Genomic DNA, 16,280 nt, shown 5'->3' on the forward strand with positions numbered 1-16,280 from the left:
CCGTGTATTGAGCGGAACGCGATTGCTGCGGCGAAGGCGATCAATGCCGCGAAGATGGCGTTGTGGGGGGATGGGACGCACCGGGTGTCCTTGGACGAGGTGATCGTGACCATGCGCGAGACCGGCAAGGACATGTCCTCCAAGTACAAGGAAACCGCGATGGGCGGCCTGGCCGTGAACGTCGTCGAATGCTGACCCTTTTTACTGTCAGTCCCTAGTGCCATGCTGTATCCATGAGCGGGGGATACGACAAGGATTTCTTGAGGGCACGTCTCGAACTGCCTAGTCCGTCGGCAACGACGATTCTGTTGGATTACACGCATTTTTCCGTGCGCTTTCGGGCTGCACGGAAACTTGCGGCGATTGTGGGCGTCAACATCAGTGGCAGGGAACTGAGTCCGTTGGCTCGTGAGGGGACGTGGCACTTTGATGACAGGATTCCCAAGGAGCAGCAGGCAGGCCCGGACGTTTACAAGAACAATGCCTTCGACCGCGGACACCTGGTCCGCCGGCTGGATCCAGTGTGGGGAGACCCTGCAACGGCCAAGAAAGCGAACCAGGACACGTTTGCGTTCACCAATGCCGCGCCACAGGTTGATGACTTCAATCAGGGCAAGGAACTGTGGGTAGGGCTTGAAGACCACGTGCTGGGCCATGCGGACGCGTACGACGCCAAGCTCACCGTGTTCACCGGGCCCGTTCTTCTCGACGACGACCTCCCGTACAGGGGCGTACAGGTTCCGCGGAAGTTCTGGAAAATCGTAGTTTGGACCAACGATGCCAAGCTGGCCGCCGCCGGCTTTGTGCTGGACCAATCGCCATTGCTGGGCAAGGTCGAACTGAAAAAAGCGATCGATCAACGGCTCCTGGAAGGCGAACCGCCGCCGTTGGGACCGTTCCGGACATTCCAGGTGCCCATTGGGCAGATTGCGGACCTGACCGGACTCAGCCTCAGCCGGCTCACCAATGCCGATCGCCTTACCAAGGGCCAGCGGGAGCTCGGCAAAGAACCTAAGGCCATCAAGTTGGAGAGCCCGGAACAGATCCGTTTGTAAGTAGCCTCTACGGCTCGCAACCGCTCGGTTTCCAGCAGATCCGGGCTAAATAGACGAATCGGCCCATTTTTCCCGGCCCGATAGACTTGAAGCTGCATGTCCGCATGCGCACCACGCTTTGAACACTGCACTGAACCCTGAGATTGGACACGGCCACCTTGCGAGAATTCACCGCCCGCTTTGCCACCGCCGAGGAAATCGAAAACTGGGACAAACACGTCACTGGCAATCCGAACGGCGGCAACATGCTGCAGTCGGCCGCCTACGCCGCGGTCAAGGACGGCAACGGCTGGCTGGTTCGCCACCTGGTTCTGGAAACCAAGGAGTATGCCAGCTACAACCTGCTCCTGGAGAAGAAGTTCCCTGTCCTGGGCCGTCTCTGGTATCTCATCAAGGGACCGGACGCGGCGTCAGTGGAGGACATCAAGCCCATGCTTGCAGCCATCTCTGCGCTGGCCCGCGAACAGAAGATGAACGTCTTCACCATCAAGATCGAGCCGGACGTGATTGATTCGGTGGAGGTGGCCGCTCAGCTGACCGGCGCCGGCTTGGTGAAGGCACCCAACATCCAGTCCAACGACTCCACGGCGCTGCTGGACATCTCGGCTCCAGCCAATGAGGTGCTCCGGAACATTTCGTCGAGGGCCCGCAATGCTGTTCGGCGGGCGGAACGCGAAGGCTGCGAAGTGTTGCAGGAGGAGCCCGGCGAGGAAACGTACCGCAAGCTTTATGCGCTGATGCAAAACACCGTCAACGCCAAGGGCGCAATGCCGCTGAGGAGCTATGAGTACTACTCCACATTCTGGGAAGAGTTCTGCAGCCGCGGCCAAGGGCACTTTTTCTTTGTCTACGAAGACGGCGCGCCAAGCGTAGGCGCCTTCGTGATCAATTACGGATCCAAGGCCACCTACAAGGACGGCGGTTCCACCCAGAACCGCAAGCAGTATGGTGATTCGCACTTGGCCCAGTGGGCTGCGATCCAGCGGATGCAGGACTTGGGGTGCGTGGAGTACGACTTCTGCGGCACGCCTTCGGCAACGAGGATCAAGGACAAGTCCCACCCGCTGTACGGCATGGGGTTGTTCAAGACGAGCTTCACCAAAACCGTCACCGACTTCGTTGGCTGCTATGACCTCGTCCTGGGACCTGTCCGGCATAAGCTGTGGCTCAAGGGTGCTGAGCGCATCTTCCGGCGCCTCGAAACCATGCGAACGGGTGGCCAGTTCTACTGACCGACAGCGACCAGCAGCCAAATCTTCAGGCCCGCCCCGGCCACCAACGGGTGCAAATCTACTTAGGTGAGGTAATTTCTTTGACTCCGATCGAGGCTGGAACCGACATGGAATTCGTGATTCTCAGTGACGCTGACTTCGAGACCTTTGCCAAGGGCCATCAGCAGGGCAGTTTCATCCAGTCAGTGGACCTCATGCGCTTCCAGCGCGCCCGAGGGCAGGAAGTGGAACTCTTTGGCGTGAGACGTGGCGGCAGCCTGATCGCCGCCGGCAAGCTCGTCTACACGGCGAACCGGATCGGTTACAAGATCTGTGACTGCGCCAAGGGACCACTGATGGACTACAGCGACGCCGCAGCGGTGAGTTTCGTCGTCGAACAGTTGAAGAAGCATGCTGCCTCAAAGAAGGCCGCGGAGCTGCGGATTTCGCCAAACGTGAGGTACATCGCCCGCGACGAAGAGGGCGCGGAGCACCCTGAAGTAGAGGACAACCGTCCACTGCTGAAGTCCTTGGAAAGCCAAGGTTTCAAGCACCAGGGCTTCGACATGAACTTTGCCAACATCAACTGGATGTTCATCAAGTCCCTCGACGGGATCGCGGATTCAGAAGAGCTCATCATGGGCATGAACTACCGGACGCGCAAGGCCATTCGGAAGGCCGAAAAGAACGGCGTTTACCTGGAGCAGGCCACGCTGGAAACGCTGGACGACTTCTACAACGCGCTGAGCACGGCCGGTGACGAAAAGGGCTTCACCTACCGCGAGCGTGAGTACTACGAGCAACTACTCCGCAACACCTCGGATGAGTTCACCAAGCTCATGATGGCCAAGATCAACATCCCGGAGTACCGGGCCTCGATCACCGAACGCCTGGATGCTGAATCGAAGGTTCTCGCGGACCTCAAACGGGAGGTCGAGGAGACCGGCAGCAAGAAGAAGGCCAACCGTGTCAAGGTAGTCCAGGATCTCGTGGACAGCTACGAACGCAGCCTCAAGGACATCGAGCGCTTCCCGGACTCTGTAGGTGTGGCCACCGTGGCTGCCATCCACTTTGCATGCTCTGGCGACGAACTCGTATGCGTCATCGGCGGCACGGTGCAGGACTACATCTACTTCAACGGCGCAACGTCGCTCTATTGGGGCATGTTGTTGCACGCCCTCAACAACGGCTACTCCCGCTACAACTTCTATGGAACATTCGGGATCCAGGGCCAGGACGAGACCGGCCATGGAGGTTACGAGTTCAAGAAGGGCTTCGGCGGTGAGGTGGTCCAGTTGATCGGCGATTTCGTTGCGCCCGTGAACCCCGTGGTATTCACGGCCTACCGCGTGGCCAGGAGGCTTGCAGGAGCCGCCCAGACGGTACTGGCAAAATTGCCGGAAGCACGAAAACTGCTGGGAAAGATCCGGAGTAAGAACTAATCAACAAAGCCAAGGGAGGAACACTGCGTGACTGACCGCCCAGAGGGCTCCGGCAGCAGGCCCCACACCGACGGCTTGCCCAAGACACAGCCGCTGCGACCCTCTCAAATCCGGCAAAACGCCAATGCTAAACGCATGCTGATGCGGTTGGTCCAAGGCGATAGCCCACCCACCGCGCCCATGAACATCGTGGACCGGCTCGCGGGAAGTCCGTACGCCAACCCGACCATCCAAGTGGTCGGCGTGGATGCCTCGGCACGAAAGACCATCGACTTCGCCCTTCACCTGGCCGAAGTCATGTTCCGTTACGGCGCGGGCGCCCTGGAGGTGGAGACCAGCATGATTGCAGTCACGGCGGCGCTGGGGCTGAAGAACGTTGAAGTGGACATCACCAACCAGTCGGTGGCCATCAATTACGCGCCGAAGGACCAGACCCCGATTACGCTGCTCCGCGTGGTGCGCTCCTGGACCAACAACTACGCCGGCCTGGCCCAAGTCCACCAGCTGGTGACCGACATCGTGGCCGGTGGAGTGGGGCGCGACGAAGCCGTCCGACGCCTCAACGACATCGTCCGCAGCGCCAAACCCTTCCCTCGCTGGATGGTCACTGTGGCGTTCGGCGTGTTTGCGGCCGTGTTCGTGGGGGTCCTGGGCGGTGGTCCCGGCGCTTCGGCACTGGCTTTCGGCTCCAACCTGCTCATAAGCCTGGTGGCCCGGCAACTCAGCCGTTGGCGCACACCGGACTTCTTTATCACCATGGCATGCTCCTTCCTGGTCACCTTCATCGCGCTGATGCTGCGTTGGGCAGGAGCGGACATCGCGCCGTCCATTGTGGTGGCAGGTGGAATCCTGCTGTTGTTGCCAACCGGTAGGCTTGTCTCCTCCGTGCAGGATGCCATCAACGGCTTCCCGGTCACGGCCGCCGGGCGGTTCCTCTCCACGCTGCTTACCTTCGGCGCGATCGTTGCAGGCATCGCCGTCGCTGTGGTGGTGGGGACCCTGATCGGCAGCGAAGTCCTGGACGTCACCAAAACATTCCCCGATGCGTATCCTTTGTGGGGCCAGGCCATCCTGATCGCCGTCGCGGTGGTAGCCATCGGCGTCACCGAGCAGACCCAGATGCGGCTATTGCTCCCGACGGCGGCAGTCGGCTTGGTGGGCTTCTTCGTCTTGTGGGGCGCTACCACGGCCGGGTTCGGGGACCGCTTGTCGCCCGCCGTCTCAGCGGTGGTCATCGGCCTGCTCGGGCGGGTAGTGGCCTTGAAACTCGGTGCTCCCCAGCTGGTGGTGGCCGTTCCGGCAGCATTGATCCTGTTGCCCGGTCTCACTATATTCCGTTCGATGTATGTATTGACCGTCGAAGAAGCCGACATCCTGTTGGGTGCCGGTGGCATGCTGAATGCCGCGGCGATCGTCATGGGAGTGGCCGCAGGCATTGTGCTCGGCGACAACCTGGCACGGCCGCTGACCAAGGGCCTGTCCAGCAACGAGCGCCGCCGGGTCAGGCGCCGCTAGAAACCCACGACGGCCGCTGGAAACCGGCACAACGGCCGCTGGAAACGGGAACAAAAAAGGGGCGCAGCAATAGCGGCGCCCCTTTTGCTGACTGGCAGCCAGGTCAAGCCAGCGGCTAGATCTGCCCCACGGGGAGTTTCTTCTCTGCCTGGAATACTTCCTCCACGCGACCCTGGGCCCAGTAGCCGGACAGCGAAACCTGTGAGCGTTCCAGCCCGCGCTGGGCGAAGAAGATCTCGCGGAGGCCCTTCATATAGCCGCGCTCACCGTGGGCAAAGACGTCCACGCGTCCAGGCAACCATTCGGCGGCACGAAGGGCGTCCAACAGGATTTCGCTGGAACCGGCGGGTACTCCGTTGCGCTGCAGCCAGTGAAGCTCGACGCCGACGGGCGCGGAAATGGGCTGGATGTCAGCCTCGGTATCGACCTCGAGGAAAGCCAGGCCGCGAGCGTCAGGGGAGAGCGCTTCGATGCACGCAGCAATGGCCGGTAGGGCGGCGTCGTCGCCGGCAAAGAGGTGCCAGTCGGCGTCGGGTGCCGGGTTGTACGCGCCGCCCGGGCCGGTGAAAATCAAGGAGTCGCCGGGTTCCGCTGCAGCTGCCCAGGGACCGGCGAGGCCCTCATCGCCATGTACTACGAAGTCGATGGCAAGTTCCTGCGCCTCAAGGTTCACCCAGCGGATGGTGTAGGTCCGGGTGTGGGGCCACTGGTCCCGCGGCATGGTTTCGCGGATCGCCCAAAGGTCCAAGGGCAATTGATAGTCGACGCCGGGCTGGGGGAACACGATCTTCACGTAGCGGTCCACGAATTCGTTGTTCGCGTAGTCGCTGAAGCCCGGGCCGCCGGCAACGATCCGCACCATGTGGGGCGAGAGCTGTTCCCTGCGGAGCACCGTCAGGTTGACCTGGGGCCGGGTGTTGCGGCTGGCGGACGAAGTCACGGGAAGGGCGGCAGTCATGTAGGCAAGCCTAAGCTAATTCCCTGCATGGTGGCTGGGTGTGAGTCGTAGATTACAAGACAGGCAATTCCCAATTGATCGCCTCGGAGCCCTGGGCAAGCAGTAGCTCGTTGGTCCGGCTGAACGGCTTGGAGCCAAAGAATCCGCGCGATGCGGAGAGCGGACTGGGGTGGGCCGACACGATCGCCGGTGACCCGTCCAGCAGCGGAATGACGGCTTCGGCGTCCTTGCCCCACAGAATCGCGACCAGCGGGCTCGGGTGCCCCGCGGCGTCCTTGCGGTTGGCGACGGCGATGACGGCCGCCGTCGTAATAGCTTCCCAGCCCTTACCCCGGTGCGAGCCTGCCGCTCCGGCCGCGACGCTCAGGACGCGGTTCAGCAGCAGGACCCCTTGGCCGGTCCATGCGCTGAGGTCGCCGTGGACGCGGGGCGGCAGGCCAAGGTCGTCATGGAGTTCGCGGTAGATATTGGCCAGGCTGCGTGGAATAGGCCGCGTTTGCCGTGACACGGCGAAGGAAAGTCCGACGGCGTGTCCCGGCGTTGGGTAGGGGTCTTGGCCCAGGATGAGCACTTTGACATCGGCCAGCGGCTCCTGGAACGCCCGGAGCAAGTTGCTGGCCGCGGGGAGGACGAGCGTGCCATTCGCCGACTGTGCGGAAACGAAGCCAAGGGCGTCGCGCAGTTGTCCCTCCACCGGACGCAGGGCGGCTGCCCAATCGGGGGCCATCAGCTGGTCCAAGGGTTGATGGAGCAGTTCCTCGAAGTCCGGACCTGGGGCGGCCGCCGGTTCAAGGTCAAAGAGTGCTTCCTCGCCAGTCACCCAGCTATTGTCTCCCGCGCGGCGACACGCCTGCGAATGACAGCGTTGTTATTCGCCCGTAACATGGGGGTAGGACATTTTCCCCCAGAGCCTCGAAGGAGTGTGCCGTGGCAGAACCCGCACCGGAACACCTGTCGCCGCAGGCCACCGGGTTGGCCTTCGAAGATCTTGCCGCCGAGACCCGCAGCGACTCGCCCTTGAGCGAGCGGGACCAGCAAATGCTGGCCCTGGAACGGCAGTGGTGGAAGTACGCCGGCGCCAAGGAACAGGCCATCCGTGAGCTGTTCGACCTGTCAGCAACACACTATTACCAGATCCTGAATGCGTTGATCGATACCGAAGACGCATTGGCTCACGATCCCATGCTCGTCAAGAGACTGCGTAGACTACGTACGTCGCGCCAGCGTGCGCGGACTGCGCGCCGCTTGGGGTCCGACGCGTAGAACGCCAGGCTGATCTCTCAGCAGCAACCAGCAAGGACAACGCTTCACCATGACCAAATTTGCCAGGGATGAATTCGACCGGGTCCCACAGAACACGTCCCGGCAGGGCGTTCACCGTGACGCCCAGGAAACTGCCCGCCCCACCTTGTGGCCGGTCCTTACAGTCGGCGCCGTGGCCTTGGTGCTCGGCCTGGTAGCGTTCCTGATCCTCCCCAGGCTTGGTCTGGTGGCACCTGGTGCGTCGTCGAGCGTTTCGACGCCCGCCCCCCAGCAGAGCGACTCCACGCCGTCGCCCGGTTCGTCGGAGAGCAGCGCCCCCATTGCATCTGGCGAACCAAGCCCGGGGACGTCGCCTTCCGGGGTTCCGTCCGAAACGCCGAGCTCGGCACCGGTGGACAAGACCACAGTCATTTCGGTGTACAACGGCACGGCGACTGCCGGCCTGGCCAGCCGCGTGGCGGGCCTCGTCCAGGGCGATGGCTGGCCGTTGGGCACCGTGGGCAACTGGGGCGGCTTGCCGCAGCAGACGTCCGTGATCTTCTACAACGGCCCCACCCAGAAGGCCAACGCCGATGCTCTGGGCAGTCTTCTGGGCATCAAGTCGATCGTGGAATCCCCGGAAATCCAGCAGCCCGTGGTGGTTGTTGTGGGACCCGGATATCAGTAACCTGCCCAACTCGGTTAAGCCTCAATAACAAAACCGCTGGCCCGCCCCCACACGGCAGCGCCAGCATGGTGACTGTGGTTACAGTTGATTGATTCCGGTACGGAGATCCCGGCAACCGGACTTGGCTACTTTGAAAGTGTGGGCATCATGGCTTTGGGAACCGTCAAATGGTTCAACGCCGAAAAAGGCTACGGCTTCATCACTGTGGATGACTCCGGCGACGACGTCTTTGTGCACTGGTCTGCAATCCAGATGGAAGGCTTCCGCGCCCTTGAGGAGGGCCAGCGCGTCGAGTTCGAACTGGGTGAAGGCCAGAAGGGCCCCCAGGCAGAAAGCGTCCGCGTAGCCTGAGCAGATCAGCTAAGCGCTGAACCGACCCTTTATTTGTCGCCCATCATGGCGCCTCTGCTTGCACTCTCCCCGGTCGAGTGCTAATTATTGATTTAGCACTCCTGCGCTCCGACTGCTAATTCCGTCACCGGCTTCGTCTGGTGTCGGACGGTATTTGGGGCTGGGAGGATCAAGAAACACCTTGGTGGGGTGAGGTCCGGAGCGCGGGGCATACAGAGGCCGCAAGCAAAGAACCGTCCGTCGCGGGCACCCCATCTGACAGGTTCCTTCTTAACGACTGTCCCGAAAGGACTACTGCCGTTATGGCCAAGATCATTGCATTTGATGAAGAGGCACGCCGCGGCCTCGAGCGGGGCCTGAACATCCTCGCCGACGCCGTCAAGGTCACCCTCGGCCCGCGTGGACGCAACGTCGTCCTCGAAAAGAAGTGGGGCGCCCCCACGATCACCAACGATGGCGTTTCCATCGCCAAGGAGATCGAGCTGGACGATCCTTTCGAAAAGATCGGTGCAGAACTGGTCAAGGAAGTTGCCAAGAAGACGGATGACGTCGCTGGCGACGGTACCACCACTGCAACCGTCCTCGCCCAGGCACTGGTGAAGGAAGGCCTGCGCAACGTAGCCGCCGGCGCCGACCCGCTGTCCCTCAAGCGCGGTATCGAGAAGGCTGTTGAAGCTGTTATCCGCGAACTGCTCGCTTCCGCCAAGGAAATCGAAACCAAGGAAGAGATCGCAGCTACGGCTTCCATCTCCGCCGGTGACCCGGAAATCGGCAACCTGATCGCCGAAGCCCTGGACAAGGTGGGCAAGGAAGGCGTCATCACGGTCGAGGAGTCCAACACCTTCGGCCTGGAGCTCGAACTTACCGAAGGCATGCGCTTCGACAAGGGTTACATCTCCGCTTACTTCGTCACCGACGCTGAGCGCCAGGAAACGGTCCTCGAAGACCCGTACATCCTGATCGTCAACTCCAAGATCTCCAACGTGAAGGAACTCGTCACGGTTCTGGAGAAGGTCATGCAGTCCAACAAGCCGCTGCTGATCATCGCCGAAGACATCGAGGGCGAGGCCTTGGCCACCCTCATCGTCAACAAGATCCGTGGCACCTTCAAGTCTGTTGCCGTCAAGGCTCCGGGCTTCGGTGACCGCCGCAAGGCACAGCTTGCCGACATCGCCATCCTCACCGGTGGCCAGGTCATCTCCGAAGAAGTTGGCCTCAAGCTCGAAAACGCTGGCCTGGAACTCCTCGGCACCGCCCGCAAGGTTGTTGTCACCAAGGACGAGACCACCATCGTTGAAGGTGCCGGCGACGCCGACCAGATCGCTGGCCGTGTTGCACAGATCCGTGCCGAGATCGAAAACTCCGATTCCGACTACGACCGCGAGAAGCTGCAGGAACGCCTGGCCAAGCTGGCCGGCGGAGTTGCAGTCATCAAGGCCGGTGCCGCAACCGAAGTTGAGCTGAAGGAACGCAAGCACCGCATTGAGGACGCTGTCCGCAACGCAAAGGCTGCCGTTGAAGAAGGCATCGTTGCTGGTGGTGGCGTTGCCCTCATCCAGGCCGGTGCCAAGGCATTCGCCAACCTGAACCTGCAGGGCGACGAAGCAACCGGCGCCAACATCGTCAAGGTTGCCATTGACGCTCCGCTGAAGCAGATCGCCTTCAACGCTGGCCTCGAGCCGGGCGTTGTTGTGGACAAGGTTCGTGGCCTGCCTTCGGGCCACGGCCTGAACGCTGCCACGGGTGTCTACGAAGACCTTCTGGCTGCTGGCGTCAACGACCCCGTAAAGGTCACCCGCTCGGCACTCCAGAATGCTGCTTCCATCGCTGGTCTGTTCCTGACCACCGAGGCTGTAGTTGCCGACAAGCCTGAGAAGAACGCTCCGGCTGGCGGCGGCGACGACATGGGCGGCATGGGCGGCTTCTAAGCCCCTGAGCTGTTGCAAGACGTCGCTGTAGCATGACGTCGCTGTAGCAATGCAGCGCCCAGCACCACGCTTTAGAGCAAACGACGGCGGTCCCTCCTTTTGGGTGGGGCCGCCGTCGGCGTTAAACATCCCGGTAGGGGACCGATCTTGCTCCCGTGAGCACGCATAGCCACTGTGGAGCGACAAAGTGCTGTCCCCTGGTTGTGTGCTAGCACGGTTTCAGTGTCAGTGAGGTCTGGCAGGATTGAATACATGACGATTATTGCTGCCGCCGATGGCTCTGCCCTCGGTAATCCTGGGCCGGCCGGTTGGGCCTGGTACGTAGATGACTCCTGTTGGCGCGCGGGAGGTTGGCCCCACGGAACCAACAACCAGGGTGAACTGATGGCCGTCCTGGACCTTTTCCGGTCCACCGCACACATCCCGCACGAGGACCTGCGGATTCTTTGCGATAGCCAGTACGTCATCAACTGCATCACCAAATGGATGCCGGGCTGGAAGCGGAAGGGCTGGCGGAAAGCCGATGGCAAGCCCGTTCTGAACGTGGACCTGCTCAAGGACATTGACCAGGCCATTGTTGGGCGCAAGTACACCTTCGAATGGGTCAAAGGACACGCAGGTCACGACCTCAACGAGGCAGCAGACGAACGTGCACGGGCCGTTGCCACCGCTTTCCAGCAGAAGACATCAGTGCCGGCGGGACCGGGATTCCCGGGTGCCCCCGTTTCTGACGGAGCGGATGTGCCTGATCGTGCTGGCGTGATGAGCGGAGTCGAAGTTCCACGCCGAGCTCCGGAGACGAGCCGTGCTGCAGCTCCCGAAGCTTCGCCGGCATCCGCCCCAGTGCGTACTCCAGCCCCCGCAGCTCCCAAAGCTTCGCAGGCATCCGCCCCAGTGCGTACTCCAGCCCCCGCGGCTGCCTTGGCACAGGCGCTCAGGTCAGCGCGCAGCACCATGCCCCATTCCGAACCCACCCTGTTCGGCGAGTCCGGCATTTTTGGGCAGGCTGATCTTTTCAGCGAGCTGGATGACGACGTAGCAAGCCAGGAAGTCTCGGCCGAGGAATCGGTGCTGGCCTTGGAGCGTGAGCTGCTGCGCCCCGATGTTCGTGCAGATATCGGCAGGACCGGCGTGCTGCTTCACCCGGACTTCGCGGAGATCGGCAGTACAGGCCGCTTCTGGACCCGCGACGCCATGATGATGGCGCTTGAGGAAGACCCCGGCGAGCCCATCGAATTGGAGCTGCTCAGCGCAGACCGCCTTAGCGAGAACACCATCCTGCTGAACTATCGCAGCTTCGCCCGCTCGGGCTCTGCGCTCCGGAGCTCCGTCTGGATGCTGGATCGGGGCCAGTGGCGGCTCCGTTTCCACCAAGGCACTCCCGAGAAGTAAAGGAATCCAATGTCCTGCGGGATCGGCGCATAGGGGGAAGTTGGCCGACCCCGCAGGGGTTCATTGAGGGCTAGTACGAGAAGCGCTGCGTGTTGCCCTGTTCCACCTCTGCGTAGCTTGCCGCGGCGGACGCCAACGCCAACGTGATGGAAGCCAACGACTCCTCCACCTTGCGTTGAGTCAGGGACCACTCAACAACCAAGGACTGGAAGTTGGTGGCAGCGGAGCCTTTCCAAGTCGCTTGGAGCTCTTCCAGCCCGCGATTCATGGTTTGGACGTCCCCGCTGATGCGGTCAACGGTTGCCTTGACGTTCGACGACTTGAGCTGCAGCAGCTCGGTGTCGACGGAAATGACGCTCATAGGTAATGCCTTTCGACGAAGATGTTCCGCTCAAGCGCGGTAGGTGGGTGGCCACAACATCGAGCCTAGGCAGACCCTTCCGGTCGCGAAACCGGCTTTCGTCGCTATGTGGATAACCTCAGCCGCATGGATAACTCAGCTAGGTGGATATCCCCAGCTGCGTGGATATCCGCCACTACGTGGACAGCAGCTCGGCTGGTTCCTGGTGGAACGGCAAGCTGACCACCAAAGTGGCGCCACCGCCGTCGGTCTCCTGGACGCGAACAGTACCTCCGTGCGACCCAACGATGGCAGCCACGATCGCCAGGCCAAGTCCGCTGCCGCCCGTCTCGCGGGTCCGCGAGGTGTCGGCACGGTAGAACCGCTCGAAGATCTTGTTGGTTTCTTCCTCGGGAATGCCGGATCCATGGTCGCGGATTTCTATGACTGAGACCGCGCCTTCGGGGGTTGTCCGGACACCGACGGCCAGCTCGATGGGGCTGCCCTCCGGGGTGTACCGCAGCGCGTTGCCCACCAGATTGCCGATGACTTGCCGCAGCTTTGCTTCGTCGCCCTGGACCGGCGCCGGCCCTGGGGAGGAGTCGCCGAGCCCAGTGAGCGTGATGCGCCTGTTGCCGGACGAGGCCTTGGTATCCACCACGGCGTCATGGGCCAGCAGCTGAAGATCCACAGGCTTGAGCTGCAAGGGCCGTTGCTCGTCCAGTCGTGCCAGCAGGAGGAGGTCTTCCACCATGGAGCCCATGCGCTTGGCTTCGCTTTCGATCCGGCCCATTGCCATGGAGACGTCGTCCGGTGTGGCCAAGGCACCATGGCGGTACAGCTCGGAGAATCCGCGGATGGTAACCAACGGTGTGCGCAATTCATGGGAGGCGTCGGCTGCGAAACGGCGCATACGGCCCTCAGAGGCAGCGCGGGCTGCGAACGAGGCTTCGATGTGGGCCAGCATCGCGTTCAACGAGCCACCAAGGCGGCCCACCTCCGTGTGCGGGTTGTCGATTTCCACACGACGCGAGAGGTCGCCGGCCGCAATGGCTGCAGCGGTCTTTTCCACCCGGGCGAGTGGCCGGAAGGACCGGGCTACAGTCCAGGTGGCGATGAAGAAGGCCGCCACCAGTGTCAGCAGGCCAACGCCCACCACCACCAGCACGGCGTGCTCCATGACTTTGTCCACCGGTGTCAGGGGCAGGCCGATGATGACCACGCCGTTCTGGCCGTTCGCAACGACACCGACGGCGACGACGCGCCAGTTGCTGCCTGCTGTCCCGCTTACTTGGAAGGGCACATTCCCGCGGGCTTTTGCTTCGGTGGGGGTGATGTTCGAAATCGCCGGCCGGTCCGTCTGGCTGCCGCCGAAGGGGTACGGCGAGAGACCCGGGACATACAACGTCAGGGAGTAGTCCGTAGGCACAGCCGGGTTGGGCTCGGACAGCTTGTCGAAGGACTGCTGATCGGCGGCAAGCGCGACGGCGGCCTTGAGTTTGTCGTCAACCTGGCCTTGCAGATAACTCTTCACCAGCGTAAGTGTCCCGGCCCCTGTCGCAGCCAGGGCGAGGAGGAGCAGTCCCATGATGATTGCTACCAGCTGCGACCTCAGGGACGCCGATTTCCAGCGTTGCAGCAAGGTCAGCGCTTCTCTGCCGTCCGCAGCACGTAGCCCACGCCGCGCTTGGTTTGGATGAGGGCTGCGGCATCGGGGTCGATGTCCACCTTGCGGCGCAGGTAGGAGATGTAGGACTCCACGATGGACGCGTCACCGTTGAAGTCGTATTCCCAGACGTGGTCGAGGATCTGGGCCTTGGAGAGCACACGGTTGGGGTTCAACATCAGGTAACGCAGGAGCTTGAATTCCGTCGGCGAGAGCTCAATGACCGTGCCGCCGCGGCGGACCTCATGGGCGTCGTCGTCGAGTTCGAGGTCGTCGACGCGGATTACGGCGTCATCATCCTCCAGCGGCTGGGTTCGGCGGAGGACGGCGCGGATACGGGCCACAACCTCGTCCAGGCTGAACGGCTTGGTGACGTAGTCGTCGCCGCCGACGGTCAGGCCGGTGACCTTGTCTTCGGTGTCGTCCTTCGCCGTGAGGAACAGGACCGGGAAGTGCTTGCCGGCAGCGCGGAGACGGCGCGTGACCGTGAATCCGTCCATGTCCGGGAGCATGACGTCCAGGACCGCGAGGTCCGGGGCATGGAGGTCGGCAGCAGCAAGGGCTTCACGACCATTGGACGCGGCCACGACCTCGAAACCTGCGAAGCGCAGGGACGTGGAGAGAAGCTCGCGGATGTTGGGTTCGTCATCGACGACAAGGAGCTTGGCTTCGGGGCCGTTCTTTTTCATGACATCCATGATGCTCCCAGTTTCTGTGAGTTATCTGGATGTCGGATGTGAGCGGGCTGCACGGCTTGCCGGTGCGGGATGGGAGGTTCAGCTCCCCAAGGCCAGGCCCACGCCCAGTCCAGCCATGGTCACCGCGATGCCACCGTCCAGAATTCGCCACGACGCCGGACGGGCAAAAAAGCCCCGAAGCAACCGCGCGCCGAATCCCAGCGAGCAAAACCACAGGATGCTCCCCAGCATGGCCCCGGCGCCGAACCACCACTGCAGCGACGTCCCTTGGGCGCTGGCAATCGAACCGAGCAGGGCAATGTCGAGGTACACGTGCGGATTGAGCCACGTCAAGGCCAGGATGGTGGTCACGGCAGCCGCAAGGCCGCGTTTCGCACCGCCGTCGTTAGCTGTTCCGGAAGGTTTGTCTGCTGCCGTCAGCGCTTGCGGACGCAACGCGCGGCGGGCGGCCATGATGCCGTAGGTGACCAGGAACGCGGCACCAATGTAGCGGAGAATCACGACGGCGAGCGGCGCCGCGGTGATAAGGGCGCCGGTGCCGAGTACCCCAGCCGCGATCAGGACGGCGTCGGACAGGGCGCAGACGGCCACGATTGCGCCGACGTGTTCGCCGCGGATTCCTTGGCGGAGAACGAAGGCGTTTTGAGCGCCGATCGCGACGATCAACGCCAAGCCTGTGGCCAGGCCGAGGCCTGCGGAAGTGAGAATGTCAGGAGAAGTCACCTATCGAAACTATGCGCGCTCCTGTCTTTAGACCAGCTAAAGATTCTGATGCTGCATAAGATGTTCTTATGTCCCATTTCCCGTCGGAACAACTGTTGACCTTCTCAACTGTCCTTTCGGAAGGCACCTTGGATGCCGCTGCCCGGCTCCTGCACATCACGCCGTCGGCAGTGTCCCAACGACTCAAAGCCCTCGAACAGTCGGCAGGCAGGGTCCTCCTGCAGCGGAGCAACCCGGTTCAAGCCACAGAAGCCGGGGAAGTGATCCTCCGCCTCGCCCGCCAGGTGGCCCAGCTCGAGGCTGACGCCGGGCGGGAGTTGGGACTGAGCTCCGACGGCGCCCGCCTGGCTGTGCCCATTGTGGTCAACGCCGACTCGTTGGCAGTGTGGTTCCTGCAAGCTCTCTCCCGTGTTCCCGTGGACCTCAATGTCACCTTCGACCTTCATCGCGACGATGAGCAGCACTCCACAGGGCTCCTGCGGTCCGGCACGGTGATGGCCGCAGTAACTGCGACCCCGGACCCCGTCCAGGGCTGCCGTGTGGAGAGCCTCGGTGTAATGCGGTACCGCGCTGTGGCCCAGCCGGAGTTTGTGAAGATGTGGTTCCCGGATTTCCCCCACGGCCTGGACGCTGCCGCGCTGAACACCGCGCCCACTGTGGACTTTGACCGGAAGGACACGTATCAGTGGGCTTTCGTGGAATCGTGGTCTTCCTCGTTCGCTAAAAGCCACGTTCCGGAGCGCCGCGGACCCCGCCATTATGTCCCCGCCTCGCAGGACTTTGGAGACGCCATTCGGCTAGGGCTGGGATGGGGCCTGATTCCGGAAGTCCAGTGCGGGCCGGACATTGAGGCAGGCCGACTGATTGAGCTGGCTCCGGACCGGCCCTTTGACGTGCCCCTTTATTGGCAGCGGTGGCGGACGGCGTCGAACGTGTTGGATGTGCTGAGTTCGACCGTCCGGGAGGTGTCGGCCGAGTTCCTCCTCCAGCCCTGAGAGTGCCGGAGCGTGAGTTCGCAGGAACCCTTTGCGTTCGCACGGAAGGTTCCGGCGATGCTGACGGCTTCCCACG

At 62.4% G+C, this 16,280-nt stretch carries 17 protein-coding genes; 11 read left to right on the forward strand and 6 right to left on the reverse strand.

Translation table 11 applies throughout. The features are described 5' to 3' along the window. From ACIQC5_RS04255 to ACIQC5_RS04275, 5 genes are all read left to right on the forward strand, one after another. Positions 1–195 (forward strand): L-serine ammonia-lyase, iron-sulfur-dependent, subunit alpha (locus tag ACIQC5_RS04255; protein ID WP_400278707.1); only part of this gene is annotated, 195 nt, incomplete at its 5' end. A 38-nt stretch (positions 196–233) separates the two neighbouring features. Then, positions 234–1,055, forward strand: a complete 822-nt coding sequence (locus ACIQC5_RS04260; RefSeq protein WP_400278709.1) for a DNA/RNA non-specific endonuclease — start codon at positions 234–236, stop codon at positions 1,053–1,055. A gap of 143 nt (positions 1,056–1,198) precedes the next feature. Further along, positions 1,199–2,287 (forward strand): lipid II:glycine glycyltransferase FemX, encoded by a 1,089-nt coding sequence (locus ACIQC5_RS04265; RefSeq protein ID WP_400278710.1) that lies wholly within the window; start codon positions 1,199–1,201, stop codon positions 2,285–2,287. Between the two features lie 107 nt (positions 2,288–2,394). Next, positions 2,395–3,708 carry a peptidoglycan bridge formation glycyltransferase FemA/FemB family protein gene (locus tag ACIQC5_RS04270; RefSeq protein WP_400278712.1) on the forward strand — a complete coding sequence of 438 codons (1,314 nt, stop codon included), beginning with the start codon at positions 2,395–2,397 and terminating at the stop codon, positions 3,706–3,708. 27 nt (positions 3,709–3,735) lie between these two features. Next, a complete protein-coding gene (locus ACIQC5_RS04275) occupies positions 3,736–5,223 on the forward strand; it encodes a threonine/serine exporter ThrE family protein (RefSeq protein WP_400278713.1) in 1,488 nt (495 codons plus the stop codon). Positions 5,224–5,338: 115 nt separating this feature from the next. Here the strand turns inward: ACIQC5_RS04275 and ACIQC5_RS04280 are convergent, their stop codons facing one another. Both ACIQC5_RS04280 and ACIQC5_RS04285 read right to left on the reverse strand, forming a co-directional pair. Beyond that, on the reverse strand, positions 5,339–6,181 hold the full coding sequence (locus tag ACIQC5_RS04280) for a siderophore-interacting protein (RefSeq protein ID WP_400278715.1): 843 nt from the start codon (positions 6,179–6,181) through the stop codon (positions 5,339–5,341). A gap of 52 nt (positions 6,182–6,233) precedes the next feature. Continuing rightward, positions 6,234–7,001, reverse strand: a complete 768-nt coding sequence (locus ACIQC5_RS04285; protein WP_400278717.1) for a uracil-DNA glycosylase — start codon at positions 6,999–7,001, stop codon at positions 6,234–6,236. Between the two features lie 107 nt (positions 7,002–7,108). Here ACIQC5_RS04285 and ACIQC5_RS04290 point away from each other — a divergent pair, with 107 nt between their 5' ends. From ACIQC5_RS04290 to ACIQC5_RS04310, 5 genes are all read left to right on the forward strand, one after another. After that, positions 7,109–7,444 (forward strand): DUF3263 domain-containing protein, encoded by a 336-nt coding sequence (locus tag ACIQC5_RS04290; protein WP_400278719.1) that lies wholly within the window; start codon positions 7,109–7,111, stop codon positions 7,442–7,444. Between the two features lie 49 nt (positions 7,445–7,493). After that, the gene (locus tag ACIQC5_RS04295) at positions 7,494–8,111 is read left to right on the forward strand and encodes a LytR C-terminal domain-containing protein (protein ID WP_400278721.1); all 618 of its coding nucleotides are present in this window, start codon (positions 7,494–7,496) and stop codon (positions 8,109–8,111) included. A gap of 147 nt (positions 8,112–8,258) precedes the next feature. Next, entirely contained in the window at positions 8,259–8,462 is a 204-nt protein-coding gene (locus tag ACIQC5_RS04300; RefSeq protein ID WP_216926027.1) for a cold-shock protein, read from the forward strand. Between the two features lie 302 nt (positions 8,463–8,764). After that, positions 8,765–10,390 carry a chaperonin GroEL gene (gene groL / locus ACIQC5_RS04305; RefSeq protein WP_400278724.1) on the forward strand — a complete coding sequence of 542 codons (1,626 nt, stop codon included), beginning with the start codon at positions 8,765–8,767 and terminating at the stop codon, positions 10,388–10,390. Between the two features lie 252 nt (positions 10,391–10,642). Beyond that, positions 10,643–11,782, forward strand: a complete 1,140-nt coding sequence (locus ACIQC5_RS04310) for an RNase H family protein (protein WP_400278725.1) — start codon at positions 10,643–10,645, stop codon at positions 11,780–11,782. Positions 11,783–11,852: 70 nt separating this feature from the next. Here the strand turns inward: ACIQC5_RS04310 and ACIQC5_RS04315 are convergent, their stop codons facing one another. From ACIQC5_RS04315 to ACIQC5_RS04330, 4 genes are all read right to left on the reverse strand, one after another. Continuing rightward, positions 11,853–12,143, reverse strand: coding sequence for a WXG100 family type VII secretion target (locus ACIQC5_RS04315; RefSeq protein ID WP_400278727.1), 291 nt, complete (start codon positions 12,141–12,143; stop codon positions 11,853–11,855). Between the two features lie 175 nt (positions 12,144–12,318). Continuing rightward, positions 12,319–13,764, reverse strand: coding sequence for a sensor histidine kinase (locus ACIQC5_RS04320; RefSeq protein ID WP_400278729.1), 1,446 nt, complete (start codon positions 13,762–13,764; stop codon positions 12,319–12,321). A 2-nt stretch (positions 13,765–13,766) separates the two neighbouring features. Beyond that, entirely contained in the window at positions 13,767–14,477 is a 711-nt protein-coding gene (locus ACIQC5_RS04325) for a response regulator transcription factor (RefSeq protein WP_026543233.1), read from the reverse strand. 87 nt (positions 14,478–14,564) lie between these two features. Continuing rightward, positions 14,565–15,209, reverse strand: coding sequence for a LysE/ArgO family amino acid transporter (locus tag ACIQC5_RS04330; protein WP_400278731.1), 645 nt, complete (start codon positions 15,207–15,209; stop codon positions 14,565–14,567). Positions 15,210–15,277: 68 nt separating this feature from the next. Here ACIQC5_RS04330 and ACIQC5_RS04335 point away from each other — a divergent pair, with 68 nt between their 5' ends. Next, a complete protein-coding gene (locus ACIQC5_RS04335; RefSeq protein ID WP_400278733.1) occupies positions 15,278–16,204 on the forward strand; it encodes a LysR family transcriptional regulator ArgP in 927 nt (308 codons plus the stop codon). Positions 16,205–16,280: the final 76 nt, after the last annotated feature.

This window comes from Paenarthrobacter sp. NPDC092416 (genome assembly GCF_044755025.1).
GTDB lineage: Bacteria > Actinomycetota > Actinomycetes > Actinomycetales > Micrococcaceae > Arthrobacter.

Bases quoted from the DNA above. Each gene is read 5' to 3' on its own strand.
- ACIQC5_RS04260 (WP_400278709.1), top strand. From the start codon at position 234: ATGAGCGGGGGATACGACAAGGATTTCTTGAGGGCACGTCTCGAACTG.
- ACIQC5_RS04270 (WP_400278712.1), top strand. From the start codon at position 2,395: ATGGAATTCGTGATTCTCAGTGACGCTGACTTCGAGACCTTTGCCAAG.
- ACIQC5_RS04280 (WP_400278715.1), bottom strand. From the start codon at position 6,181: ATGACTGCCGCCCTTCCCGTGACTTCGTCCGCCAGCCGCAACACCCGG.
- ACIQC5_RS04295 (WP_400278721.1), top strand. From the start codon at position 7,494: ATGACCAAATTTGCCAGGGATGAATTCGACCGGGTCCCACAGAACACG.
- ACIQC5_RS04300 (WP_216926027.1), top strand. From the start codon at position 8,259: ATGGCTTTGGGAACCGTCAAATGGTTCAACGCCGAAAAAGGCTACGGC.
- groL (WP_400278724.1), top strand. From the start codon at position 8,765: ATGGCCAAGATCATTGCATTTGATGAAGAGGCACGCCGCGGCCTCGAG.
- ACIQC5_RS04310 (WP_400278725.1), top strand. From the start codon at position 10,643: ATGACGATTATTGCTGCCGCCGATGGCTCTGCCCTCGGTAATCCTGGG.
- ACIQC5_RS04315 (WP_400278727.1), bottom strand. From the start codon at position 12,143: ATGAGCGTCATTTCCGTCGACACCGAGCTGCTGCAGCTCAAGTCGTCG.
- ACIQC5_RS04325 (WP_026543233.1), bottom strand. From the start codon at position 14,477: ATGAAAAAGAACGGCCCCGAAGCCAAGCTCCTTGTCGTCGATGACGAA.
- ACIQC5_RS04335 (WP_400278733.1), top strand. From the start codon at position 15,278: ATGTCCCATTTCCCGTCGGAACAACTGTTGACCTTCTCAACTGTCCTT.